General features: G+C 46.2%; 21 protein-coding genes, 1 tRNA gene and 1 riboswitch. Of the genes, 5 read left to right on the top strand and 17 right to left on the bottom strand.

Going from position 1 to position 23,489, the window contains the following annotated elements:
* Window positions 1–54 precede the first annotated feature (54 nt).
* From AC5RDS_RS06365 to AC5RDS_RS06295, 15 genes are all read right to left on the bottom strand, one after another.
* Window positions 55–657 carry a TetR/AcrR family transcriptional regulator gene (locus tag AC5RDS_RS06365; RefSeq protein WP_013612959.1) on the bottom strand — a complete coding sequence of 201 codons (603 nt, stop codon included), beginning with the start codon at window positions 655–657 and terminating at the stop codon, window positions 55–57.
* Window positions 654–1,253 carry a TetR/AcrR family transcriptional regulator gene (locus AC5RDS_RS06360; protein WP_041556879.1) on the bottom strand — a complete coding sequence of 200 codons (600 nt, stop codon included), beginning with the start codon at window positions 1,251–1,253 and terminating at the stop codon, window positions 654–656. Before AC5RDS_RS06360 ends, AC5RDS_RS06365 begins: the two co-directional genes overlap by 4 nt.
* A gap of 270 nt (window positions 1,254–1,523) precedes the next feature.
* The gene (locus AC5RDS_RS06355; RefSeq protein ID WP_013612957.1) at window positions 1,524–1,934 is read right to left on the bottom strand and encodes a hypothetical protein; all 411 of its coding nucleotides are present in this window, start codon (window positions 1,932–1,934) and stop codon (window positions 1,524–1,526) included.
* Window positions 1,935–2,006: 72 nt separating this feature from the next.
* Window positions 2,007–3,170, bottom strand: a complete 1,164-nt coding sequence (locus tag AC5RDS_RS06350; protein ID WP_013612956.1) for a dicarboxylate/amino acid:cation symporter — start codon at window positions 3,168–3,170, stop codon at window positions 2,007–2,009.
* A 169-nt stretch (window positions 3,171–3,339) separates the two neighbouring features.
* Entirely contained in the window at window positions 3,340–3,945 is a 606-nt protein-coding gene (locus tag AC5RDS_RS06345) for a DUF2284 domain-containing protein (RefSeq protein ID WP_049782981.1), read from the bottom strand.
* Window positions 3,900–4,655 carry an ABC transporter ATP-binding protein gene (locus AC5RDS_RS06340; RefSeq protein ID WP_013612954.1) on the bottom strand — a complete coding sequence of 252 codons (756 nt, stop codon included), beginning with the start codon at window positions 4,653–4,655 and terminating at the stop codon, window positions 3,900–3,902. Before AC5RDS_RS06340 ends, AC5RDS_RS06345 begins: the two co-directional genes overlap by 46 nt.
* Complete coding sequence (locus tag AC5RDS_RS06335; protein WP_013612953.1) at window positions 4,652–5,632, bottom strand: FecCD family ABC transporter permease; 981 nt, start codon at window positions 5,630–5,632, stop codon at window positions 4,652–4,654. Before AC5RDS_RS06335 ends, AC5RDS_RS06340 begins: the two co-directional genes overlap by 4 nt.
* A complete protein-coding gene (locus tag AC5RDS_RS06330; RefSeq protein WP_013612952.1) occupies window positions 5,633–6,043 on the bottom strand; it encodes a BACON domain-containing protein in 411 nt (136 codons plus the stop codon).
* A gap of 3 nt (window positions 6,044–6,046) precedes the next feature.
* Complete coding sequence (locus AC5RDS_RS06325) at window positions 6,047–7,291, bottom strand: C10 family peptidase (protein ID WP_013612951.1); 1,245 nt, start codon at window positions 7,289–7,291, stop codon at window positions 6,047–6,049.
* Window positions 7,292–7,309: 18 nt separating this feature from the next.
* A complete protein-coding gene (locus tag AC5RDS_RS06320) occupies window positions 7,310–8,449 on the bottom strand; it encodes an ABC transporter substrate-binding protein (protein WP_013612950.1) in 1,140 nt (379 codons plus the stop codon).
* A gap of 18 nt (window positions 8,450–8,467) precedes the next feature.
* Window positions 8,468–10,543 carry a TonB-dependent receptor plug domain-containing protein gene (locus AC5RDS_RS06315; protein ID WP_013612949.1) on the bottom strand — a complete coding sequence of 692 codons (2,076 nt, stop codon included), beginning with the start codon at window positions 10,541–10,543 and terminating at the stop codon, window positions 8,468–8,470.
* A 13-nt stretch (window positions 10,544–10,556) separates the two neighbouring features.
* Entirely contained in the window at window positions 10,557–11,630 is a 1,074-nt protein-coding gene (locus AC5RDS_RS06310) for a DUF5074 domain-containing protein (RefSeq protein ID WP_013612948.1), read from the bottom strand.
* Between the two features lie 85 nt (window positions 11,631–11,715).
* The gene (locus tag AC5RDS_RS06305; protein WP_013612947.1) at window positions 11,716–13,770 is read right to left on the bottom strand and encodes an SGBP N-terminal domain-containing protein; all 2,055 of its coding nucleotides are present in this window, start codon (window positions 13,768–13,770) and stop codon (window positions 11,716–11,718) included.
* A 9-nt stretch (window positions 13,771–13,779) separates the two neighbouring features.
* Window positions 13,780–15,558, bottom strand: coding sequence for a PKD-like domain-containing protein (locus tag AC5RDS_RS06300; RefSeq protein WP_013612946.1), 1,779 nt, complete (start codon window positions 15,556–15,558; stop codon window positions 13,780–13,782).
* A gap of 121 nt (window positions 15,559–15,679) precedes the next feature.
* On the bottom strand, window positions 15,680–16,645 hold the full coding sequence (locus AC5RDS_RS06295) for a DUF4465 domain-containing protein (protein ID WP_013612945.1): 966 nt from the start codon (window positions 16,643–16,645) through the stop codon (window positions 15,680–15,682).
* A gap of 159 nt (window positions 16,646–16,804) precedes the next feature.
* Window positions 16,805–16,997: riboswitch (cobalamin riboswitch) on the bottom strand.
* Window positions 16,998–17,124: 127 nt separating this feature from the next.
* Between AC5RDS_RS06295 and AC5RDS_RS06290 the strand changes: the two genes are divergently transcribed.
* On the top strand, window positions 17,125–18,042 hold the full coding sequence (locus AC5RDS_RS06290) for a DMT family transporter (protein WP_013612944.1): 918 nt from the start codon (window positions 17,125–17,127) through the stop codon (window positions 18,040–18,042).
* A gap of 64 nt (window positions 18,043–18,106) precedes the next feature.
* Here AC5RDS_RS06290 and AC5RDS_RS06285 read toward each other — a convergent pair whose 3' ends face one another.
* Window positions 18,107–18,586, bottom strand: coding sequence for a Dps family protein (locus AC5RDS_RS06285; RefSeq protein ID WP_013612943.1), 480 nt, complete (start codon window positions 18,584–18,586; stop codon window positions 18,107–18,109).
* A 328-nt stretch (window positions 18,587–18,914) separates the two neighbouring features.
* Between AC5RDS_RS06285 and AC5RDS_RS06280 the strand changes: the two genes are divergently transcribed.
* The 4 genes from AC5RDS_RS06280 to AC5RDS_RS06265 all read left to right on the top strand — a co-directional run bounded on the left by AC5RDS_RS06280 (window position 18,915) and on the right by AC5RDS_RS06265 (window position 23,260).
* A complete protein-coding gene (locus AC5RDS_RS06280) occupies window positions 18,915–20,213 on the top strand; it encodes a M18 family aminopeptidase (RefSeq protein WP_013612942.1) in 1,299 nt (432 codons plus the stop codon).
* A gap of 159 nt (window positions 20,214–20,372) precedes the next feature.
* Entirely contained in the window at window positions 20,373–21,143 is a 771-nt protein-coding gene (locus AC5RDS_RS06275; RefSeq protein ID WP_041556873.1) for an exodeoxyribonuclease III, read from the top strand.
* A 3-nt stretch (window positions 21,144–21,146) separates the two neighbouring features.
* On the top strand, window positions 21,147–22,136 hold the full coding sequence (locus AC5RDS_RS06270) for a Gfo/Idh/MocA family protein (RefSeq protein WP_013612940.1): 990 nt from the start codon (window positions 21,147–21,149) through the stop codon (window positions 22,134–22,136).
* A 5-nt stretch (window positions 22,137–22,141) separates the two neighbouring features.
* On the top strand, window positions 22,142–23,260 hold the full coding sequence (locus tag AC5RDS_RS06265) for a DUF362 domain-containing protein (protein ID WP_022159804.1): 1,119 nt from the start codon (window positions 22,142–22,144) through the stop codon (window positions 23,258–23,260).
* Between the two features lie 147 nt (window positions 23,261–23,407).
* Here the strand turns inward: AC5RDS_RS06265 and AC5RDS_RS06260 are convergent.
* Window positions 23,408–23,482 (bottom strand) — tRNA-Val (locus AC5RDS_RS06260).
* Between the last annotated feature and the right edge of the window lie 7 nt (window positions 23,483–23,489).

Genomic DNA, 23,489 nt, shown 5'->3' with positions numbered 1-23,489 from the left:
TCTATTATAACGTAATTTGTTTTATACTTTTCGGTATGTATTTCAATAAAAAAATTATTCTCCGACAGCCAGAGAATAAAGTTGTTCATATTGTGATCTCACCGCCGACAATGCATAAGATATATCCTGATGCATGATCAGATAGTTTATCACACCGACGCTAATATTCAGCAAATTCTTTGCCAAAATAGAGGTATCCACATCATTTCTCAATTCTCCGGCCCGTTTGGCATTCAATATCAACTGTTCTAACTTAGAAAGTCGCAACATTTTCGAAGCCAAAACCACTTTTTTAAATTCGGGGAATAGGGCGATCACTTCCACGATCAACGAAAGGCAAAGAATTTCAGGAATTTCACTACTGAATGTCCGTGCTGAATAATTATGTATCCCGGTCAATTTCTGAATAGTGAGGTCGACATATTCCCGCAATGTCGAAATATGCCCGAATTCTTCGGTTCTTTTTGAGTTCAGCAAGGCATAATAAGAATACAATCCCTCCTTCAGTACTTCTTCTTTATTGGTGAAATGATAATAAAAAGTACCGCGGGTAATTTTCGCAGCCCGTTCTATATCACTCAGCCGCACAGCCTTAAACCCTTTTTTCAAGAAGAGCAGAAAAGCGGTTTCTATGATTTGCCGACGGGTATTATTCATTTTTTTATCAATAAATAATATTGTTCAAACTGCATACGCATATCCGAAAACATAAAGTGCAAATTATCGGTACCCAACTCGATATTCAACATACTGGTCGACACCGACATCAGGTTACGCGCCAATACCGAAGTATCGAGCGAACCTTTGATCTCTCCCTGCTGTTTCGCCTTCAAGATCATATATTCCCAACGGGACAAACGATCTTTAGACAACTCGTCAATCCATTTACGATATTCCGGAAAGAGAGGGGCTACTTCCAAAACCAACTGAAAAAAAGCGATATCTATAATAAAAAAGTCGAACATCTGTTGTAATTGTTCAGCTCTTCGTTCTTTCCGGGCCACTACGATATCTATGTAGGCCTTCAATGAACCGACTTCCAAAAACTCTTCTTCGCTTATCTCACTGACTACGGACAAATACTTTTCGATACCGGCTTTCAGTATTTCTTCTTTATTCCGAAAATAATAATAAAACGCACCTTTCGTCAAACCGGTAGCTTTCTCCAAATCTTTCAGCGAACAAGCTTTATATCCTCTGTTCAGAAATTGGAAAAAAGATTTATTCACTATTTCATCTTTCAAATCCGGCATATTTTTATACTTTTCGGTATGCAAAAATAGTAAATAATTAACAAAATTACAACAATAAATATCAGGATTAATATTTATTTTCAAAATCGACCGATTGAAGGTTCAACTACGGAATGTAGTTTATAAAAAAATTCGAAGCGGTTTTTCTGAATGGTACAAGCCGTCGTGTTTATCTGCTTGGGATTATACAGGTAGTTACGAAGATTCGGTATACGTTGTACAACAATTATTTACCGACAGAACCATTGGATACGGACAATAATCCGTTCCCTACAACGCGATAGCCTCATCTAAGGTTATTTCTTCCTCTTCGAGCACATCTTTTCCGCGTTTCAACAGATAATCAAAAGTTACCATGACCCTTTCTCCGGGTAGAAGCTGTAACAAACGGGCGGGTTTGATATTTTTGATATTTTCCAGTTTCTCTGCAAATTTTTCTTCAGCCAAACGGTCGTTTTCGGCCCGGGTTTCTTCAGAGAAACTAACTTCACCTACAAATCCCTGTTGTTGCAAAGAATCCAATAAAATAGTATTCATCTCGACAACACTTCCTTTGTCATTTGTCACAGTAGCTTTCAGCCCGGCCACATCGAACGAGTAGCTGGAATCCACGTCATCTTCACTACACCCCACACAAAATAGCATCGCTCCCCATACGATCAGTATATACTTCAAGTTCATATTATTTTGATTTTCCGCTGCAAAGATATAGAAATAATTCAGAGGCAAAAAATCCGGTATTCACAAAGGTATCTATTTCCCGGAATTAATCCGGTCTACAATAACTGCAATAGCCCCGTCACCGGTAACATTAGTCGCCGTACCGAAACTATCCATAGCAATATAAAGTGCGATCATCAATCCCTGGGCAGTTTCATCGAATCCCAACATCGACTGTAACAATCCCAAGGCTGCCATAATAGCACCTCCCGGCACACCCGGTGCTGCCACCATAGCAATCCCGAGCATCATAATAAATCCGGCGAATTGGGCAAAATTTATTTCCATACCACTCATCAACATGATGGCCATCGAACAAGCGACGATTTTCATGGTACTCCCCGACAGATGAATCGTAGCACACAACGGGATAACGAAACCGGCCAAGTCAGGACGTACGCCATTCCGTATCGTTTGCTCCAGGGTTACAGGAATCGTTGCCGCCGAAGATTGGGTGCCTAAAGCAGTCATATAAGCAGGTAACATATTGCGGAACAAACGGAGGGGATTCTTTTTACCGACCATACCGGCGATAAAAAACTGAATAAACAACAAGACTACGGTCATCACAAAAATAACGACAATAATCTTCAGAAATACATTCATCACTCCGGCAACCTGCCCGGAATTGGTCATATTCAGGAAAATACCGAAAATATAGAGAGGTAAAACAGGGATAATCACGGCAGTAATCACCTGATTGATAATGTCTTTAAAATCATCCATAACCGACTTCAACCGGTTGCCGTCGATCACCGACATTCCTAAACCTAACGTAAAAGCCAATATCAGAGCCGACATAACTCCCATGACAGCAGGCATTTCAACAGTGAAATACGGTTGTAAGGCAACGGTATTATCCGCCACAGCCGACAGCTTATCGGAGGTATTTAACAACCAGGGATAAGAAAGATCACAGGTAAAATAAGTAAAAAAGCCTGAAAACAAAGTAAAACCATAAGCCAGCAAAGCGGTTATCAGCAACAAACGTCCGGCTCCTTTCCCCAGATCGGCGATTCCGGGAGCCACCAAGCCTAATATCAATAACGGAATAATAAAATTCAGGAAATTACCGAACAAAGAATTAACAGTCAAAAAAATCCGGACAATCCAACCGGGAAAGAAAAGTCCGCACACAATACCTAAAGCAATAGCAATAATAATACGAGGCAATAGACCTAATTTCATCTTTTTCATAGACAATCATTTTCTAATATTAGTATTTACCCACAATAATTCAAACGTTTCCGAAACCACAATGTTACAACAAAAAAATGAGTCTGTAAAGTTTAAGAACTTTATTAAGGAGGTGCGGAATGACAATAAACGGCACAATTACTGTTACGAGAGATATTCGCCAGTCGCATTACCGCTGCCAATATGCCACCGAATTATGAAAAAGCCCGCTTACAAGCATGAGGTATTCCGGCAGGATGCCGTCCTTGCCCCACAGGAGCCTTATTCCGAAAAGTTCCGAAAGGGTACGACCGATATCGAAACCGAATGCCTCAAGCGACGGGCGCACTTTGTCGGGGTGCAGGCAGGGGCGGTTGCGTTTGCGGGTGCATTCGGAGCCACTGCAATACAGGCATTTTCCGACATAGGCAAACCCACGACCTCCATATTTCCGTTCCATTTCCAATAGTTCCTTTTCTATCCTGACCCGTTCCGGCCTGATAAATTCCTGCGTCATCTCCACCGGAATATCATTTCGGTCAGGTATAATCTTCGTCGCCATAAGGTGTGCATATTTATATTGGCGCAAAAATTCGTCGGTATCGAAATCAAAAGGAGGACACCCCCAACTGCAGCCAAAGTTAGGACACTTTTCACACAGTTCGATGAAACGAGCCTCGTCGCGGAAGCGTTCGATGTATTCATCTACGCCTATATCAGCCGTAAAATATTCTATCGTATATTCTGTTGTCACGACCGTACTTTTATAACTGCTGCAGCATCGAATGATACGCATTGATTCTTGAACAGTCGTTCGATGCAGCCGCTCCGCCGCATCTCGTCGGTCGGCAGGCATACCAGCTGCGGCGGGTCGATGAGGGCGATGCTGTCGGCAAGCGACAGGGCGATGTCGAGTTCGTGGGTCGAAAAGAAGATGCACTTGCCCTCGTCGTGCGCCAGCCGAGCCAGCAGCGAGCAGAGTTCGTAGCGGTTGGGCAGGTCGAGAAACGAGGTGGGTTCGTCCAATAGGATGACGGGCGTGGACTGCGCCAGTGCGCGGGCGATCATAATGCGCTGGCACTCGCCGTCCGACATCTTGTCCATTGTTCGCCGAGCATAATCCGACATTCCCACCGAGGCGAGCGACCATGCCACAATCTCCCTGTCGGCATCTTGCATCCGTCCGATCCAGTTGGTATAGGGAGCACGGCCGACGGCCACCACGTCCTCGCATTTAAGGTTGGCGATACGCGTGCGCTCGGTCGTAACGAATGCCAGCGTCTTTGCCATTTCGTCGGCTCTCATGTCAGAAATATCGCGTCCGTCGAGCAGTATCTCGCCCGTATAGCGGCGGTTGAGTCCTGCTATGGCTCGGAGCAGCGTCGACTTGCCCGTGCCGTTGCGGCCGATAAGCGCTGTCAGCGAGCCTTTCGGGATAGCGGCCTCCACTTCGTGGAGCAGCGTGCGCTCTCCATAGCCGATGGAAAAATCGTGCAGTTGTATCATGCCGTAAAGGATTTGTTGCGCAATACCACCCACACCACGATCGGGATACCCAACAATGCGGTGATGGCGTTTATCGGCAGGGTGAAGAACTTGGAAACGAGGTCGCAAAGGAGCAGCACCGCCGCACCTGAAAGAATCGTTCCCGGTACCAACACGCGGTGATCGCCGTTGCGAAAGAGCATCCGTGCGACGTGGGGCATGGCCAGCCCGATGAAGCCTATCGGTCCGCAGAAAGCGGTTACCGTTCCGGCAAGCAGCGTCGTCGAGAGAAAGAGCAGTCCGCGCGAGCGGCGGATATTCAGCCCCATGGTCACGGCGTACTCCTCGCCGAAGAGCAGCAGGTTGAGCGGTTTGATAGTCCATACGGCCAGCAGCAATCCGACAACGATTGACGGCACAAGGATAGTAAGCTGTTGCGCCGTCACGTCGCCCAGCGACCCCATCGTCCAGATGACAAAGGCTTTCAAAGCCTCTTCGCGGCTCAGGTATTGCAGGATCTGCACGACCGCCCCGACACCCGACGAGAACATCATGCCGAGGATCAGGATGACCATGATGTCCTTGATGCGGTGGCCTACGGTGGCGATTACCAGCAGCACGGCAGCCGCACCTATCCAAGCAGCAGCGGCAACGCCTATCGACGAGCCGATGCCGGCAAGCACCACGAGCGCCACGCCGAGGCTGGCGCCCGAGCTGATGCCGAGCACATAGGGGCCTGCCAACGGATTGCGGAACAGCGTCTGCATCTGCAACCCGCTGACCGACAGCGCCGCGCCTGCCAGCAAAGCTACCACCGCCTTTATCAACCGGATGTTCACCACGATTTTCGCCGTGGCTTGCGGGCAATCGCCGCCCGTCAGGGCCGCCCACACGTCGGCAACGGGGATACGCACGGCACCGACGGCCAGATCCAGCAGAAAAAGACCGGCCGTAAGTGCAGACAATGCGGTAAAGGGTATGGCCGAGCGGGAGCGCATTTATTTCACACCTTTTTGAGTTACAAGGATATAGTCAAAGAAGTCGCCACATGTGACCACAATTTGGAAATTCCGTTCTCCTCCGGTGTTTTTGTCAACTTTTATAAGAAGTGATTTATTTGTCGGCTTTTCCAATGTCATCCATTCATAAGTTCCAAGTTCACCGGTAGTATGGATGTCTCCGTTACCTTTGTACCAAATGTCTGATTGAGGAATCTTAACTCCAGACAACCACCAAAGGCCTTCCGAATTAATGACTTCGCTTCCTTCGTCAGAACCAAAGACTATTTCATGCTTTGAGAGTTTGATGTCATCATCCCAATCCCCATCCTTTCTCGTAAGGCTATTTTCCTCATGAGAACAAGACAGAAACAGCAATGATAGTAGAGTCATCATAAGATATCTATCCATATGTTACAAAGGCTTTATATCAAGAATCATTTGTATATTAACATTGAAATTGTAATTGACTGAAGAATTCTGGTCCCCATGTTCAACTAATTCAGGCCCATTTACGGGAGCTAACGAAAAGTGCTTATACCAACCATTGGCACTTCCTTCCCATCCCCAATTACAATAGAAATAGATAGCATGAGTTTCCATTAATCGCCCCGGCATTACGTATTTCATCCAAATATCCATAGCCCCATCAATAATCCAAGCATGACCTCCAGTATAACGCCCATAATCATCTGAGCCTGTATTACCTCTCATATATATTGGATTAAACGATTCTGAATAATGTGCTACAATTTTATCTTTATCGTATGTTTCTAATTCTCCACATGAATATCCTAATGATCTCAGAGTTTTAGGTACATTAGTAGATAGAGCACCACTTAAAAGAATACCATAATCCATATCTAAATATTTAGACCCTCCAAGACGATATAAGAACAAAGCCAAATCCGATTGCCCATTCTCTATTGCTGTCCAATTTAGGGGTTCCCCATCAATAAAATCGGGATGTTGATGATGAGCCATAATTAAACCGGTAGCTACCGCAACGCATCCAACAAGAGTCTTGGTCCCAGATATGGTAGGACAATAATAATTAAACGGAGTGCTTTGTCCCCAAAGTCGGTTTTTACCATATGGACCCCGTTTGTAAGAAAGGGCAATATCTGTTATTTGGTAAGGACTATTTATATTACCATCGACTTCCGGAATAGAAGCCCGTGAATTAGATTCATTAGAATTAATTTTTGTGGTAATTTCAGATTTCAGGCTATTGATATACAATGCTAAACCTTTGTTTTGGATAGTATCAGACAGATCAAAATTACCCTCTGTAGAGATCGCGTATATCGGATCCAATCTATAATCTGCCCCCAGTAATGCAAAACCGTCATCATAATTAACGATATATATCGCAGTGTCAGCGTTTACGTGAGAAGAACGAGAAGAAATGGTATTGCTAATAGAAAGAATTTGTATATTCTTTACAGATTTAAGAGATGATGCTCTTGAAACAGAAGCACCATTAATGCAGTCAAGAACCTTTTCGACATTTTTTAGTGCATCTTCAAGAGGAATAACATAAGAGACCTCATTATTATCATTTGAAATCGTTTCAACTCTCTGCTCATCTAAGAAATCTGTTGTTGAGCAACTTTGTAGCAAACAAATAATGGCTACAATAAAAAGTTTCACTTTCATAATTTGATGTATTTAAAATTAAAATAATTGCTTGTAATAGACGAACGGTTCCTCCACCAGTTCGGGGTGGAAGATCTTTATCAGGTCGCGCAGCACGATGTCCGGATTCACAACTGCCGATTCCCAGTAGTCGTTGCCCCCGGCGGCGTTGATACGGGCGTTATTGTTATACACGAAGCCGTTCCGGACGCAGCGGATGTCGGCGAACTTCGGGCAGGCGGCCTTCAATTCGTCGAGCGTGTTCGCCATGCCGACATTCAGCCACACGTCGGCGTCCGATGCCAGCAGGTAAGCCTCCTCCATATCGATGGACGTCGAGGCGTTGCCCGTGTTCTTCTTGTAGATGTAATCGCCACCCGCATCCGTAATCAGCCGCACGGCATAGCTCCCGGTCGAGGGCATGAACCACGAATCGCCGTAGGGCGTATTGAGCATCACCGACGGGGCGTCGAGGGCGTTGTCCGCCACCCGCTGTTTCAGAGCGTTGTACCGGACGGGAATTTCCACGAAGACCTTTTCGCCCTCCGCACGCCGGCCTACGACCTCCGAGAGTGCCACTAACCACTCGGCCTTGCCTAACGGAGACTCCTCCAAGTAGTCGCCGACATAAAGAAACGGGATGCCTGTCTCTTTCAGTTTGCCTTCCGCCGAGCTCGCCCCGTTCACGCCGAAGAGCAACACCAGGTCGGGGTCGAGCGACAGCAGCAGCTCGTAGTTGATGTTCCCCTCGTAGCCGACATCGCCTATACTGTCGCGGCGTGCCTGAATATCGGGATTGGAGATGTAGTCGATGCCCGACACGCCGACCACGCGCCCGGCTTCGCCGATGGCATCGAGCATGGCGATATGGGTCGAGGACACGCAGACGATACGTCCGGCATCGCCTTCTAGTACCTGCCCCTCGAATCCCTCGGGTGCGGTCTCGCCGTCGCGGGCGATGAAGAGGGCTGTTTCGACACCCTCGGCACCCTGCCACGGATTCGTAACGGTGAGCAATACGCTCTGCCTGCCGTCGGCGCCTTTGACATCGAAGCCCGAGGCGTATCCGGGCGTATAGACTGACCGGTTGAAATCGGTGAGGTTGGAACTTTTGTTGCGACAGCCTGCCAATGCCAGCGCAAGCAGCAGTATCAGGCTCAGGTTTTTCCATGTTTTCATATCGTTGCGGATTTTCGTTTACTGTTTTTTCTTGTTTTTATCGAACTTCGGGGTGATGCCGATGAACAGCTCGAAGTTGATGCCTGGCATCGGGCGCGAGAGCACCGAGAGATAATCCTCGTTGAAGAGGTTGTTGACGGCGAATTTCAGTTGCAGATCCAAGGGCTTGAACGAAAGCCCCTTTTCGAGCGAGATGTTGCTCATGAAATACTCCGGCAGGTGTCCCGTCAGCGTGTAGTCGTTGCTCGACATGGTGAAACGCTCCGAGTAATAGGCCCACTTGTAGAGGAACGCCCACGAGCGCCATGAAAGGCGTCCCGTCAGCGAGGCGGAATGTTCCGGAACGTAAGGCAGCTGTTTACCTACCGACTGGTCGGCCGGCGACATCTTCTCGCCCTCGTTGATGGAGGGCGTCCACGAATAGGAGCCGTTCAGGTCGATAAGCCAATCCTTGGCCGGTTGCACGGCAAGGTTCGCCTTGACCTCGACACCGTAGGCGTGCACTTTCTTCACGTTGCGCGGCGAGAAGAAACCCTTGGTCGTGGGTAGCCAGATGATCCAGTCGTCGATGTAGGAATCGAACCAGTTCGCGCTGCCGCTCAGTTTGTAGATACTCTTTTTGCCGACCTCGAAACTGACGCCCGCGTCGTAGCTGAATCCGTGCTCGTTTCTCAGGTCGGGATTGCCGCCCGGCAGGAAGTAGAGGTCGTTCAGTGTCGGGAAGCGGTAGTTGCGCGATACGGAGGCCTTGGCGACAATGTTTCCCTTTTTCGACAAGATGCCGTCGATGAAAAATGCGGGGATAAGCGGCACCCACTTATCGCCGTACATCTCTTCGCGCAGCACCACCGACAGCCCCATGCGGTCGATGGGCTGCCATTTGGCCGAAAGGGAGCCCGAGAGTTCCACGCGCCCCTTGTCGTAGCCCACGATGGCCTTGTTGCCGTCTTGCAGGATGATGTTCTTGTCCTCGCTGCGCACCAAATGTTGGTGAAGCGAAACGTTGGCAGTGAAGAACCACCGTTTCGAGGGGCTGTACTCGCCCTCCGCCTGACCGTAGAACGTGTTCACCTTGCTGCGCGAACGCGTCATGGAGGCCCAGTTGTCGGGGGCTACCTCCCGCTTGTAGTCGTAAGCCATCCACGTGTGGATATAGCCGCCTTTCACGCCGACTTTCCAGTTGCTTTTAATGTGGTCCCATGACACGACGCCGCGGAACGTCTGTTCCCGCTGGCGGTTCTCGAAATCGGTCGCGTCGCCGTAGTCGGTCGTGAGCATCGGCAGCTCCCGATTGGAATGGATGTACCAGGCGTTCAACCCCAGTTTGTCGCCTTTGCGCGTGTCGTAATACACCTCCTGCAACAGGTGCAGGTCCTTGAAAGCCCCGCTGCGGTTACGCTCCACGGGATGATACTGTCCGACGATGTTCTTGTCGTCGTCGTAGATGTTGATTTTCTTGTCGTGGTTGGTGTACTTGTAGTCGTTGGGCGACGAGGAGTAGACCGCACGGGTGGAGACGTGCCAATGGTCGCCGCCGTAGGTCAGGCGCAGGAACTCGTCGAACGTCTTGAACGAACCTACGCCCTGCACGTACTGTACGTTGAAGCCCTCGCCTACATGGGGCGTCGTGGCAAGTTTGACGAGGCCGCCGATACCGCCGCCCGTCTCGTTCACCGACGAGGTGCCGTGAAGCAGCGACGCCTGGTCGATGAAATAGGACGGTATGGTGGAAAAGTCGGTCATGCCGAGCATGGGATTGTTGATGCGCATGCCGTTCCATGTCACCTGCGTGTGCGAGGGCGACGTGCCGCGGAAAGCGACCGTCGAGAGCGTCGCGCGTCCGTAGCTCTTGACGAAGACCGACGAATTGAACGTCAGGATGTCCGCCATCGAGAGGGCGATGTTCTCCTTGAGCGCGACCGAATCGAACTTCGTCTTCTGCACGCCGATGTCTTTCATCGGCCGATGACCGATGACCGTGACTTCGGGGATGGTCAGATGCCAGGCCGATTTCTTCTTGCTTTCCGTTTGCTGCGCAAAGAGTGCGGCGGGGAGACAAACAGCCAAAGCGAATAACAGATATAGTCTTTTCATATTGCCTCCTTTTTTATTTCCAGCAGAACGCACCGGGGATGATGCCGACATAAAATTCGTCGAGCAGTTCGCCGTCGGGCGAATAACGGTATATCTTGCCCTGCTGCTGGTAGTCGATGGCGTCTGCTATATACACCTCCCCGTTGGCGGGGTTTACCGTCAGTCCGTAATAAATCGTGCCGCTGTATTCAAGGAACGGGCGCACCGGCACACGGGCGGCGTTCACGTCCATGCACCAGATGTCCTTGTTGATCCAGTAGAGCTTGTCCCGCTCGCCGTTGAGCTGCACTTCCGAGGGCCAGTCGCCCAATTTGAACTTGAACTGCTTCTCCACGGTGAACGTCTCGGCGTCAATGCGGTAGAGCGACGGGGCTTCGTAGCCGTAGGGGCTGCCCTCGTAACCGCCGTCGGTGACCGTCCACATCTTGTTATTGCAGTCCATGACCAGCGATGTGGGCTGGATGCCGACTTTCAGTTCGTCGACCACTTGGTCGGTCTCGGTGTCGATTTTGATGATGCGGTTCTGGTACGACCAGCAGTTGCAGTAGACGTACTTGCCGTACTGCACCATCTGTTCGGTCGAGCCGCTCTCCATCGTCATGTCCGGCACCTGAATGTAACCGGTTATTTCGTATTTCTTCGGATTGATGATGAAGATGCGGTTGTCCCACAGTTGGGTGACGTAGGCTTTCTCATCCGAGAGGAAGTGGATATAGCGCGGCGAGGTGAGGTTTTCGATGCGTCCCACCTCCTTGAAGGTGTTCAGGTCGATGGCGAAGATGACGTGGGAGTTGTTCACCACCACCCAGCCCTTGCCGTCGTGGATGCACATCGACTGCGCCACGTCGCCGAGCTTCATGCCGTTGGCGCGGAAAAAGATTTCGTTCTGCACCGTTTTGGTCGCGGGGTCGTAGTAGCTGAGTGTGGCGTTGCCGTACTGGAAATTGCCCTCGTTGGTGATGAACAGTCCTGCTCCGGAGGCATTGAACTCCTCCACCGCATCGCCGTAGTCCCACTTCATGCAGGAGGCGAGAGACAGCGACACAATTGCGCTCCACAGCAGGTATTTCAGTTTGTGACGGGTCATATCTTTATTGTTACGGTTAATCCCCGGTATGTGTACCTTACGGTATCCATACCGAGGATCGGCAGAAAATTTATTGTTCGGTTATCTATTCAGCCGGCTTGTACTTCCCGTCTTTCATGTCTTGGTAGGTGGGGTTGTAGCCACAATCCGTTACATCCCATTGAGATGCTTCTGTAAGAATGTTGTTCTCGAACAGATATTTGAAAGTACTGAAGTTGTTTATATCCCCTTGACCGCTTATGTTAATACTCTTTACCGATTTGAGACCGGAAAAATCTATGGATACTATGCCGTTTGGACCAAAAGCAGAGAAAGGGCATGTTATTGAAAGATCTCCGGATATGGATTCCACGTTAGGATAAGATATATTATTTGCCGTCATTCCAAACATAGCAACATCGGTAATGATATTGACGCCACCGTGTATTGTTTTTAATTTGGGGCATAAAATATTAGTTTTGTTAATATTAAATTCGGCCTGTGTGCTCCCTGCCTCTGTTCCAATACTTTCCAAATTAGAAAATTCGATGTCATCCTTGAGGGATGATGTAGTAACTGAACATGAACCGAGAATTCTCTTCAACAAAGGGAAGTCGATCTTATTTGCATTTATATTCTTTCCTAATGTTAAAGCACCTCCGATTTCCTGCAATTTAGGAAATTCGATTTCCGCTCCCGTATCAACAGAACCAGTATTCAAAGCAATGGTTATATCTCCTGCCACATTGACAAATGGCATAATGAACCTTTTGACATAAAAATAATCTTTACATTCAAAGTTACCTTGCATGTTCAAGATACCTTCCAGAGTAAATTCTGTCAATCGACAGTTTTTGGGAAGCAACAGCAAATTACCGTTAAATGTTTCCGATCCTACAATCTTATTTAATCGGTTACACTGTAAGGTAAGTGTATTCCCGTTAAAATTTATTCGGGACAAATCCAGCTCTTCAATGAGCAAATTGCTCAAAGTCATATTTCCAAATGCGTCCCTTAAAGCGGATATATTGAATTTATTGACTTTGTTTGCATCCACACTGAACTCTCCACAGGATGTAAGGCCGGGTAGCTCGATGGTGGATATTTCTTTGCAATTCTTTATAGTCAGACCTCCTGCCGAATATAATTCAGTCATTGCAATACTCCCGATTAAGGCCATATCGGTAAATGAGGCAGTACCTGCAACACTTTCTAATGCAGGCAGATAAATTCCTTGCAATTTGGGAAAATACTGTATTGTAAGTTCGTTCCCAACCCGTTTGAGCGCTGAAAAGACAATTGCTTCGGTTGTCGCTGATTCTTTTTGTATCACAGAACCCTTAACAATTAAGGAAGAACCGATAGATTCGACTGCATTTGCATCCAAATCGAGTAACGCGTCAGAGGTCACATACAGATCTTCGCCGATGGTTGTGACCTTAGGAATGGAAACTTTTTCAATGACGGAACTGTTAATAACAAAATCACTGACCACTCCAAGCAAGGAGGGTAGATTAACCGTTTTGAGCGTAGTATTTTTACTCGTAGAAATGATTGAGCCTAATTTGAAACTGCCGAGTTGCTCCAGATTGTCCAGTCCCGACAAATCGGCACCCTTGTAGGAGGGATTGAGAATAAGGGTGTTGCTTATCTGTTTCAAATTGGCGAGCCCTTCCAAATTGGTGATTTCTTCCCCGTCAGCCGTTCCGATGGTTAGGTTGCCGTCGATTCTATTTATTCCGGTCTCGGCAAAATTATCCACTTCGGCTTGTGTGGCGAGAACCACGCTGCCGCTCTGCTCGATGTCGGCATATCGGTATGTATAGGAAAATACTTTGCTTTCCTGCATTTTGGAGGTAACAACGAATTTCCATTCATTCTCCCAATCCTGTATGGTCGATGGGTTGGGGTTAATGGTGGCTCCTTCACTTAAAGTATAGGCTGCTGTTGCACCCTTCAAATCGGTGTTGTATGGAATCTCAACAGTAATCTTATCCCCGGCAATCGTGGCTTGATAAGTAATACCACCAACATTCAGGGCAAAATCGGAAATATAATGATCTTTACCCTCTATTCCGCTGAATTCCAGATCGTCATCACTGCACGCAGTAAAACAGAGTGCAGCGAAACAGAATAGGATGAAATAATATAGCTTGTTCATGATGGAATCTTATTTGTCATTATTGTTATTTTCGTCACAGAACTTGAATACTTCCGTGGAATTTTCACCTAACCAACCCGCTTTGACATTGACCCCGGTTTGCACCTTGATAAAATCGATATGGGTCAGATTCGCCGAGGTTCCGTCGATATTGACTGCATCGGAAATCTTGAAGAAGTTGCCGATTGCCGCCGCTCCGGGATTATTTTTGTCAGGCATATCATCGCCGATATTGTCGGCATATCCCCAGCCGAACGGATTATTGGACCACATTCCCGTAGTAGGACTTTGTTCCGTGCGCGCTTTCAGGCATGTGCCGTATAGCGTATAAGAATCCGCTTCAATCCACAAGGGGTAATAAAACTCTTGTGGATGATAGTTACCAAGACGGTCAATCGCACCCGTATTCCCCTTGTTGTCCTGCCATGGTGTATCCATATTGAGACCGGGTCGGAAATAAGTCACGGCATAATCCTGAATGGTTTCGGGTTTTCCATATTCCGAGCCTTTCAATTCATACCATTCATCGTTGGGCAATCCGTCCCCATTGACATCTTGCATAACCCAAACGATACCCGGTTCATTCGATGAATCGAAAGCATTCCCCTTGATCGAGAAATCATAACCGCCTTTATTTTCAATGCTGTGGTCGAATCCTACTACGATATATCCGCCCCAACCGCCGAGAGAAACGTATTTCTCATTATCGAGGCGTTTTTGGGCATAAGCACAAGCGGATTCATGTGTACGTTCTCCGTTGAATCCTGCCGTATTCGTTTCGTTTACGAATTGTCCGGGAGCAGGAACAAATTCGTATACCTTATTACTGTAAATGGAATTTCCGGCAGCAAACGCTCTTTTCTCGGTTGCTTCGCAACATTTCACCGGAATATCGACACTGACTTCATCTACGCCGGAGGCCGAAATATTCCGGGTAAGAACGGCTGCCTTCGTATCTTGATTATTGTATTTCACCGTAAAAGTAAGTGTGTATTCTCCGGTTTGGGTAGGTTTGAATCCGTATATCAACGCATTGGCTCCGTCGATTTCCTGTCCGTCCAAACTCCACTGGTAAGAAGGTTCGGCATTTACCGACACGTAGGGACGAATAAACAGGGTACGACCCAATTCTATATATTTCGTGTTATCTTCGGCAAAGTACAAAGATGACGGAATCTCTATTCCGATCGGAAGTTTATCGACCACCTCGATTGTGATTGTCTTTTCCGTTTTGCCGTCCTCATTCGTGACGGTCAGAGTCAGTTCATAAGTCCCCAGTTTATCCTGCTTGAACGTATAGGTATTTTCCGTGCCGACCTCTTTCCCGTCAAGAGTCCACAAGTATGTAGCTCCTTCAGCATTTTGAATGTCAGGGGTAAGGATGTATTCACGTCCCGCAACAACTTTGAGCCCCGTCGAGGGAGTTACCAATGAAATGACAGGAGGCGCCAGTTCATTGACTTTCACACGGATCTCCTCTTCCGCGCTGGCATCTCTCGTGTCCACCCGCAGGGTAACGTAATACGATCCGCATTCGTCGAAAGTGTATATCAGTTGCGGCTCATCGGAAATAATGCGGCCGTTGCATTTCCATGAATAAACGGCGTAATCGACATTTTGATAGGTCGGCTCGATAACGACCTCTTTTCCTATCTTTACCACGTAAATACCGTCCTCGCTGTCCAACTCGATAACAGGGGGAACGGTCACGTCTTGCGATATTTCTTCGTCCTTGTTACAAGAGAATAAAAATACCGCTATGGAGAATAAAAGCAAATACTTCTTCATGTTGATGATTTTAATCAATAAAAAATCCCTTGAAGAAAGTAGCTTGTCAATCTCCAGCGGGGATATAAAAAGGGGCAAACACTTTTATTTATCGTTAAAAAGCATTTGCCCCCGATTCATGTTAGTTTACAGTTACATCTATATCGTCTATGGCAACATAAGCCGGAGTATTCAGGCCGTACGTGCTTGAATCACTTCCTTCGAAGTTAATCGCAACGGTACACACACTATCTCCTAAACCGCTTAAATCCACCTGATTCCAACCCATGCGGATTTGATTCGTCAAGCCTGATTCCGTATTTTTGCTTGAATCAAAGTTTGCCAAATAATATTCGACTTTCTTACCGGTAGGTTGTCCTTCTGCATTCAAAGCAACAAATACCACTTTGAACCATCCGTTTTGTTCTTGCAAAGAACCTTGGGTAAACGAGTTCCCATCCTTCATGACCAGATAAGCATAAGTCGTGTTGCAGACCCAAAGACTATTGAATCTTCCGGTTTTTGCCATTCCAGTTACAGCACGATTAGGGATTGTAACTTTGTATCCAGTTGAATCAGTCAGATATATCTTGGCACACTTGTCATAGGTTGTTTGTGAATCATTATATGAATCGCTATAACCGAAAGCTACAGCGAAATTATTACCGCTATGACCACCGTTAGGCCAATACACGCTACATTGATTCTGGTAGTCACCTTGTGTCATGTTATGAAAATTGGAAATAGCAAAGCCTCCATTCCAATACTCATATTGCCAAGGTTGTCCGGTAACCCATTCCTGTTTCAAATAATTAATCGGGAATTGAATATATGTGTCGGTTTCTCCGATTCGAGCGATGTAGCCGGTCGTTACCTGATTTCCATCTGCGGTTGCCGAATAGAGGTTGGCTCCATACTGGTCGGAAGCCATTACATTTTCGGATGCGTTATCAAAATTGATAATCGCATTGGTAGAACTCATAGCGCGGGTTTGAATCGCACTCTCTTCATACGGAGTAAGGAAGTCATCATCGGATGAACATCCCGTAAACACGGCCGCGGCAACTGCTACAGCTGCCATTGCCATAAATCTAAAATTCTTTTTCATAACTCAATTATTAAAAGTTAAACAAAAAAGTTTAAGCACACATTCGTTTTCTTTGCGATAGATTTGCAACGAATGAGAAATCGGTTATCAAAAAGAATGCAGGTAATCTTTGGAGGAGCCTCTGTTCATTTTGATTTAATGCCAATTATCCCGTGGTCACTAATCATATCTCATCAAGCAGGTCTTCTGGCTCATCCCGCTTATCGCGCCTTCCCAGCTTTCACCAGTGGCAAAGAGTGCGATAAACTTTAATTAGGACTTACAGCTGCGAGTACAGCTCCGGATTCTCACCGGTATTCCCTTTTAATTCCAATCGACACTTCGATAGGAAACTTGACAAATGCAAAGTTAAGAGTTATTTTTTATATAATCTTTTTTTTCTCCCTTTTTTTTGATAAGTAGTAAAATTACTAATAGCGAGAAATAAGATTATTCGGCCGATTTATCTTATATTTACCGCAGAAAACAAAAAAAACAAGATGACAAAAGACAAATGGCTGGGACATGGAGCAATACTGGCTACGAATCTGATTTTCGGCTTAAATACGCCCATAGCGAAAACCATTGTCCCGGAATGGATCAGTCCGTATGCTCTTACCTTTGTAAGGATGGTTTTTGCTACCCTTGTTTTTTGGGGTATCGGCTTACTGGCTCCGAAAGAAGAAGTCGGAAAACGGGATCTATGGACGATCTTTGGGGGTGCCTTATTCGGTCTGGTAGGGGCACAAGTATCTTTTGCCAATGCCCTTCTGTACACCTCACCGGTCAATATTACCATCATTGCAGCCATGACCCCGCTCGCGGTTATGCTGATCGCAGCCCTGATATTAAAAGAGCCCGTCACATTCAAAAAAGCTGCCGGAGTTTTGATCGGAGCATCGGGTGCCTTACTGATCATTTTTCAATCGTCGGCTATAAATACCGATTCATCCGGCAATTGGATAGGTAACCTACTTTGCATCGTTAATGTAATCACTTATGCCATCTATTTAGTCATCACCCGTCCTATCTCACAACGTTATTCCGCCATCACTCTGATGAAATGGATGTTTTTATTTTCAGCCCTTATCTCTTTTCCTCCCGGTATTTCCGATCTGCCGGAAGCTAAAGTCTTCGGCACAGAAAGCAACCCATTCGTTATCCTGAAACTGAGTTATATAGTCATTATGGCAACCGGCATCGCTTACTTCCTGGTTCCTATGGCTTTGAAACGAATTCGTCCCACTACAGCCAGTATGTACAACAATTTACAGCCGATCATCGCTTCCATTATAGCGATTCTTATCGGACAAGATGTATTCAGCTGGGACAAACCGATCGCCGCTTTACTGGTATTTACAGGTGTGTACCTTGTGACACAAAGCAAAGCGAAAGAAGAAGTAAAAGGTATAAAGTAAAAAGTAAAAGGTGGAAAATCGATCTCTCCACCTTTTACTTTTTACTTTATACCTTTTACCTTACTCATTTCTGATTCAGATAGGCATCGAGCATCCACAACAGCTTTTCCTGACTTGAAACATAAGAAGAAAACACATCCTGAGTCCCATCGTCCCCAATCTCTGCAGCGACACTCAAAATTTCACGTTCCTGTTTCAACAATACCTGCACATCCTCTACAACAGCCCGCAAACAAGCATCTCCGTCAGTAACATTTTCTTTAGCTTTCAAAGTAGCCACTTTAGTATAAGCTGCATAAGAATGCAAAGGTACACCACCTAAAGTAAGAATACGTTCAGCAATTTCATCTACCTTTTCGATAGCATCGTTGTACAACTCTTCAAATTTAGCATGCAGAACGAAGAAACGGTTACCTCTGACGTTCCAATGAAATCCACGCAGATTCTGATAATAAATCTGATAGTTGGCTAACAACTCATTTAAAAGGTTTACTACTTGTTGAGCATTCTCTGAATCCAATCCGATTAAATTTTTCGTTTTCATAATTCTTATTTTTAATTGATTTCTACTATTTCTTATTTCTTTGATACAAATATATAACCGCTTAAATTATAAATCAAATCAATAATATTTACAACACAATTCAAATAATCTATAATTATTCATAATCAATACATTAAACACAACAAAACCACTAAAACAAATCCATTTTTTTTCAAACCACAAAAAAATCGGCATTTCCATTCAAAATGTTTCCCGGAAGGAGCAGGTTATTTAAAATATTCTTTCTAATTTAAGGTCGGTAAAAAATGATCATCCACCGATGGTATATTTGTCGCTAATAAAATTGTTATAAATAAATCTATAAATTATGGAAAAACAAGCCGCTTTGGATCTGCTCGAATTTATACACGAGAGTCCGACCAACTTCCATGCTGTCCTCAGCATCAAACAACGCCTTCAGGCTCATGGTTTCAAACAGCTTTTTTCAGGAGAAGCCTGGCATATCGAACACGGGGGTAAATATTTCGTGACCAAGAATCATTCTTCTTTATATGCTTTTATTCCGGGCAACGGTAATTTGGCAGAAGAAGGCTTTAAACTGATTTGTGCACATAGTGATTCTCCGACTTTCCGGATCAAACCCCATGCAGAAATGCCGGTGGAAGGGAAATACCTGAAACTGAACACAGAAGTTTACGGAGGCCCGATCATGTATACCTGGTTCGACCGGCCTCTGTCTATGGCCGGACGGGTCATGGTCAAGAGTGACAAACCCCTTAAACCGGCCACTCAATTCATCAATTTCGACCGGCCGTTGCTTGAAATACCCCATATCGCCATCCATTTCAACCGGGCAGTAAACGATCAGGGTAATCCGCTCAGCAAGCAAAGAGATATGCTTCCTGTCATAGCCATGATCAACGAGACTTTCGAAAAAGACAATTTCCTTCTGAAGCTTATTGCTCAGGAAATGAATATTCCGGCAGAAGATATCCTGGATTTCGACCTCACCTTATATGAATATGGTAAAGGAACTTTATTCGGACTAAACAACGAATTTATCTCTTCCGGCCGGTTGGACGACCTGGCTATGGTTCATGCAGGCCTGACGGCTCTTCTCGATTCCAAGCCATGTAATAAGACCAAAGTGTTAGCCATCTTCGACAACGAAGAAGTAGGCAGCGGCACCAAACAAGGTGCAGCATCACCGATACTGCGGACTATTCTGGAACGGGTAGCTTTCAACCAAGGTTATAAAATCGAAGAGCTCTACCGGGCCATACACAATTCTTTTATGATCTCGGCCGATATGGCTCATGCCTTGCATCCTAATTATCCCGAAAAACACGATCCGACCAACCATCCGATCATGAACCAGGGACCGGTAATCAAAATCAACGCAAACCAAAAATATATAACTGACGGTGATTCGGCAGCTGTATTCGCTACAATTTGTAAGATGGCCGGTGTACCTTATCAGACTTTTGTCAATCATTCGGATATGGCAGGAGGTTCTACCTTGGGAAATATCCTCCTGACGCAAATGGAAATGCGCGGAGTAGATATAGGTAACCCCATGTGGGCCATGCACTCTGTTCGTGAAACAGCCGGTGTGCTCGATCAGGATTATGTGATCAAAGCGTTTACGACTTTCTATAACATTTAAAATCAGGGACTACCTGAGGAGCTATCCCCACAAATCAAAAAGTCTGATTTGTGGGGATCAGTGTTTTGGCCGGCAAGATCAAATTTTAATTTCACAATTGATTCTTCGGATGATTCTATTACCAATATTTTTTTAATTTTGTAATAAAGAAAATCAATTATGAAAATTATCACTTATAACGTCAATGGCCTGCGTAGTGCTTTATCGAAAGGATTTACGGACTGGCTGGCAGAAGAGCTACCGGATATTGTCTGTTTACAGGAAACGAAAGCCCAACCGGATCAAATTCCCACACTTGAATTCGAAGCTTTAGGTTATCGTTCTTTCTTTTTCTCAGCCGAGAAAAAAGGCTACAGTGGGGTAGCCATCCTGACTAGAATCACCCCCGATCATCTGGAATACGGAATGGGGATGCAGGAATACGATCGGGAAGGACGTTTCTTGCGGGCCGATTACGGCGACCTTTCTATTGTCAGTGTCTACCATCCTTCAGGCACCACCGGAGAGGAAAGACAAGCCTTTAAAATGAAATGGCTCGAAGACTTCCGGCATTATGTTATGAAACTCAGCAAAACCCGTAAAAAACTGATCCTTTGCGGGGATTATAACATCTGCCATCGTCCGATCGACATTCACGATCCGGTACGGAATGCCAACAGTAGTGGTTTCCTACCCGAAGAACGGGAATGGATGAGCCTGTTCCTGGAATCAGGATTTACCGATACTTTCCGGTATTTTCATCCCGAAGAACCTCATCAATACACCTGGTGGAGTTTCCGGGCGAATGCGCGGAACAACAATAAAGGCTGGCGTATCGACTACTGCATGGTCAGCCCGGAAGTCATCCCTCTGCTAAAAGATGCCTATATTCTACCCCAGGTAAAGCACTCGGACCACTGTCCGGCAGTCGTTGAATTGAAAGTACTCTAAAGTATGAGAAAAGTACGTTTCGGAATAATAGGTACCAATTTTATTACCGACTGGATTCTTGAAGCAGCCCGCGAAGAGTTGCGTTTCGAAGCCACGGCCGTCTGTTCGCGAAGCAGGGAAACGGGCCAGGCTTTTGCCCTTAAGCACGGCATACCACACCTCTTCACTTCGCCCGAAGAAATGGCAGCCAGTTCTTTAATCGATGCCGTATATATCGCTGTCCCTAATTCTTTACATGCGGCTTTGAGTATTCTTTTCATGCAACAAGGGAAACACGTCCTTTGCGAAAAGCCCCTGGCTTCTAATGCAAAAGAAGCCAGGGAAATGATCCGGGTAGCCCGGCAAAATGGCGTTACTTTGATGGAAGCCATGAAATCGACTCTTACCCCTAACTTCCGGCAACTTCGCCGGCATTTAGCGGAAGCAGGATGCTTAAGACGCTATTTTGCCAGCTATTGTCAATATTCTTCGCGTTATGACAAATTAAAAGCGGGAATTGTATTGAATGCTTTTAATCCCGAACTTTCGAACGGGGCTATGATGGATTTAGGAGTTTACACCGTATATCCCCTGGTCGTCCTTTTCGGCCGCCCTAAACGTATTAGCGCCACAGGATTGAAACTTTCGACAGGAGTAGACGGCCAAGGGGCTGTAAACTTCGAATACGAAAACCTGAATGCTACCGTTCTGTATTCAAAGATTGCAGATTCCTTTTTACCTGCAGAAATCCAGGGAGAAAAAGGAACTTTTATTTTAGATCGTATTCAAACCATCCGTGAAGTAAAATTTATCCCCAAAGGGGGACAAATCCAGGATCTTTCGGTCCCGGCCTCACACAACGAATATTATTATGAAATAGCGGAATTTATCGATCTGATAGAAAGAAGGCTATGCGAATCGACGATCAATAGTCATGATCATTCGCTCGCCACGCTTGAAATCATCGATGAAGTACGCAAACAATCAGGGATCATTTATCCTGCCGACAAATAACCATCATGAACAAAGCCAAAGTATATTTCACCAACCTGAGGACCACCCCCAACAGCAATCTGTTGGATAAAATGGAGCGTTTGGTCAGAAAAGCAGGTATTGCCGATATTTCATTCGAACAGCAGTTTACAGCAATAAAGATTCATTTCGGAGAACCCGGAAATCTAGCCTACATACGGCCCAATTATGCCGCCCGCCTGGTACAAGTTTTACGTTCTTTAGGTGCCAAACCTTTCCTGACAGATTGTAACACGCTTTATTCCGGACGCCGGGCCAACGCCGTAGACCATCTGCAAAGTGCTATGGAAAACGGTTTCAATCCGATTTCCGCTCAATGCCAGGTAATCATTGCCGACGGACTTAAAGGGACGGAGTACAGGGAAATAGAAATCGGGGGAGAATATTGTCAGGCTCCGAAAATCGGAGCAGCGATTGCCGACGCGGATATCATCGTCACGATGAACCATTTTAAAGGACATGAACAGGCTGGATTCGGCGGAGCATTGAAAAACCTCGGCATGGGATGTGCCAGTGTAGGAGGGAAACTCGAACTTCATTCTGCTTCCCAACCCGTTATCGATAGCCAAAACTGTAAGAAATGCGGTATCTGCATCAAACATTGTGCCCACGAAGCCATCCACTTCGATGCACAACATATTGCAGAAATAGATTATTCACGTTGTGTCGGTTGTGGTCAATGCGTGGCACTTTGTCAATACGATGCCGCCGTGATGGGCGAAAGCGACACTTCCGAACGCCTGAATTATAAAATAGCAGAATACACACAGGCCGTACTAAAGGACAAACCTCATTTCCACATCAGCTTTATCATGAACGTATCCCCCGAATGTGATTGCTGGAATCACAATGATGCTGCTATTATTCCGGATCTGGGAATTTTGGCTTCGTTCGATCCGGTTGCGCTCGATAAAGCCTGTGCCGACCTGGTCATTGCAGCCCCTGTCATCGGAGGGAATAAACTCTCGGAAGCTCATCCCCATGAACACCTGCAAGGGACGGATAAATTCCATCTGATCCATCCCGATACCAATTGGCTGGCCGGACTTCAACACGCAGAAAAAATAGGGGTCGGGACACTCGATTATGAACTGATCTCCGTATGACCCGTTACGGTCGGACTGTAAAAAACGCCGAGGGATTATTCGGGACTTTGCCCCTTATGACATGAAAAAAACAGATTTTCCGATCGATCCCATCGCACCTCTTTAACTACGGGAAAAAAGAAAGGAAGCCTTTTTGACTTCCTTTTGTGGGCGCTGAGGGATTCGAACCCCCGACCCTCTGGGTGTAAACCAGATGCTCTGAACCAACTGAGCTAAGCGCCCGTGCGAT

The organism is Odoribacter sp. (assembly GCF_985060555.1).
The sequence above is the reverse complement of the archived record's forward strand: the minus strand, read 5'-3'. Positions and strand labels throughout refer to the sequence as shown.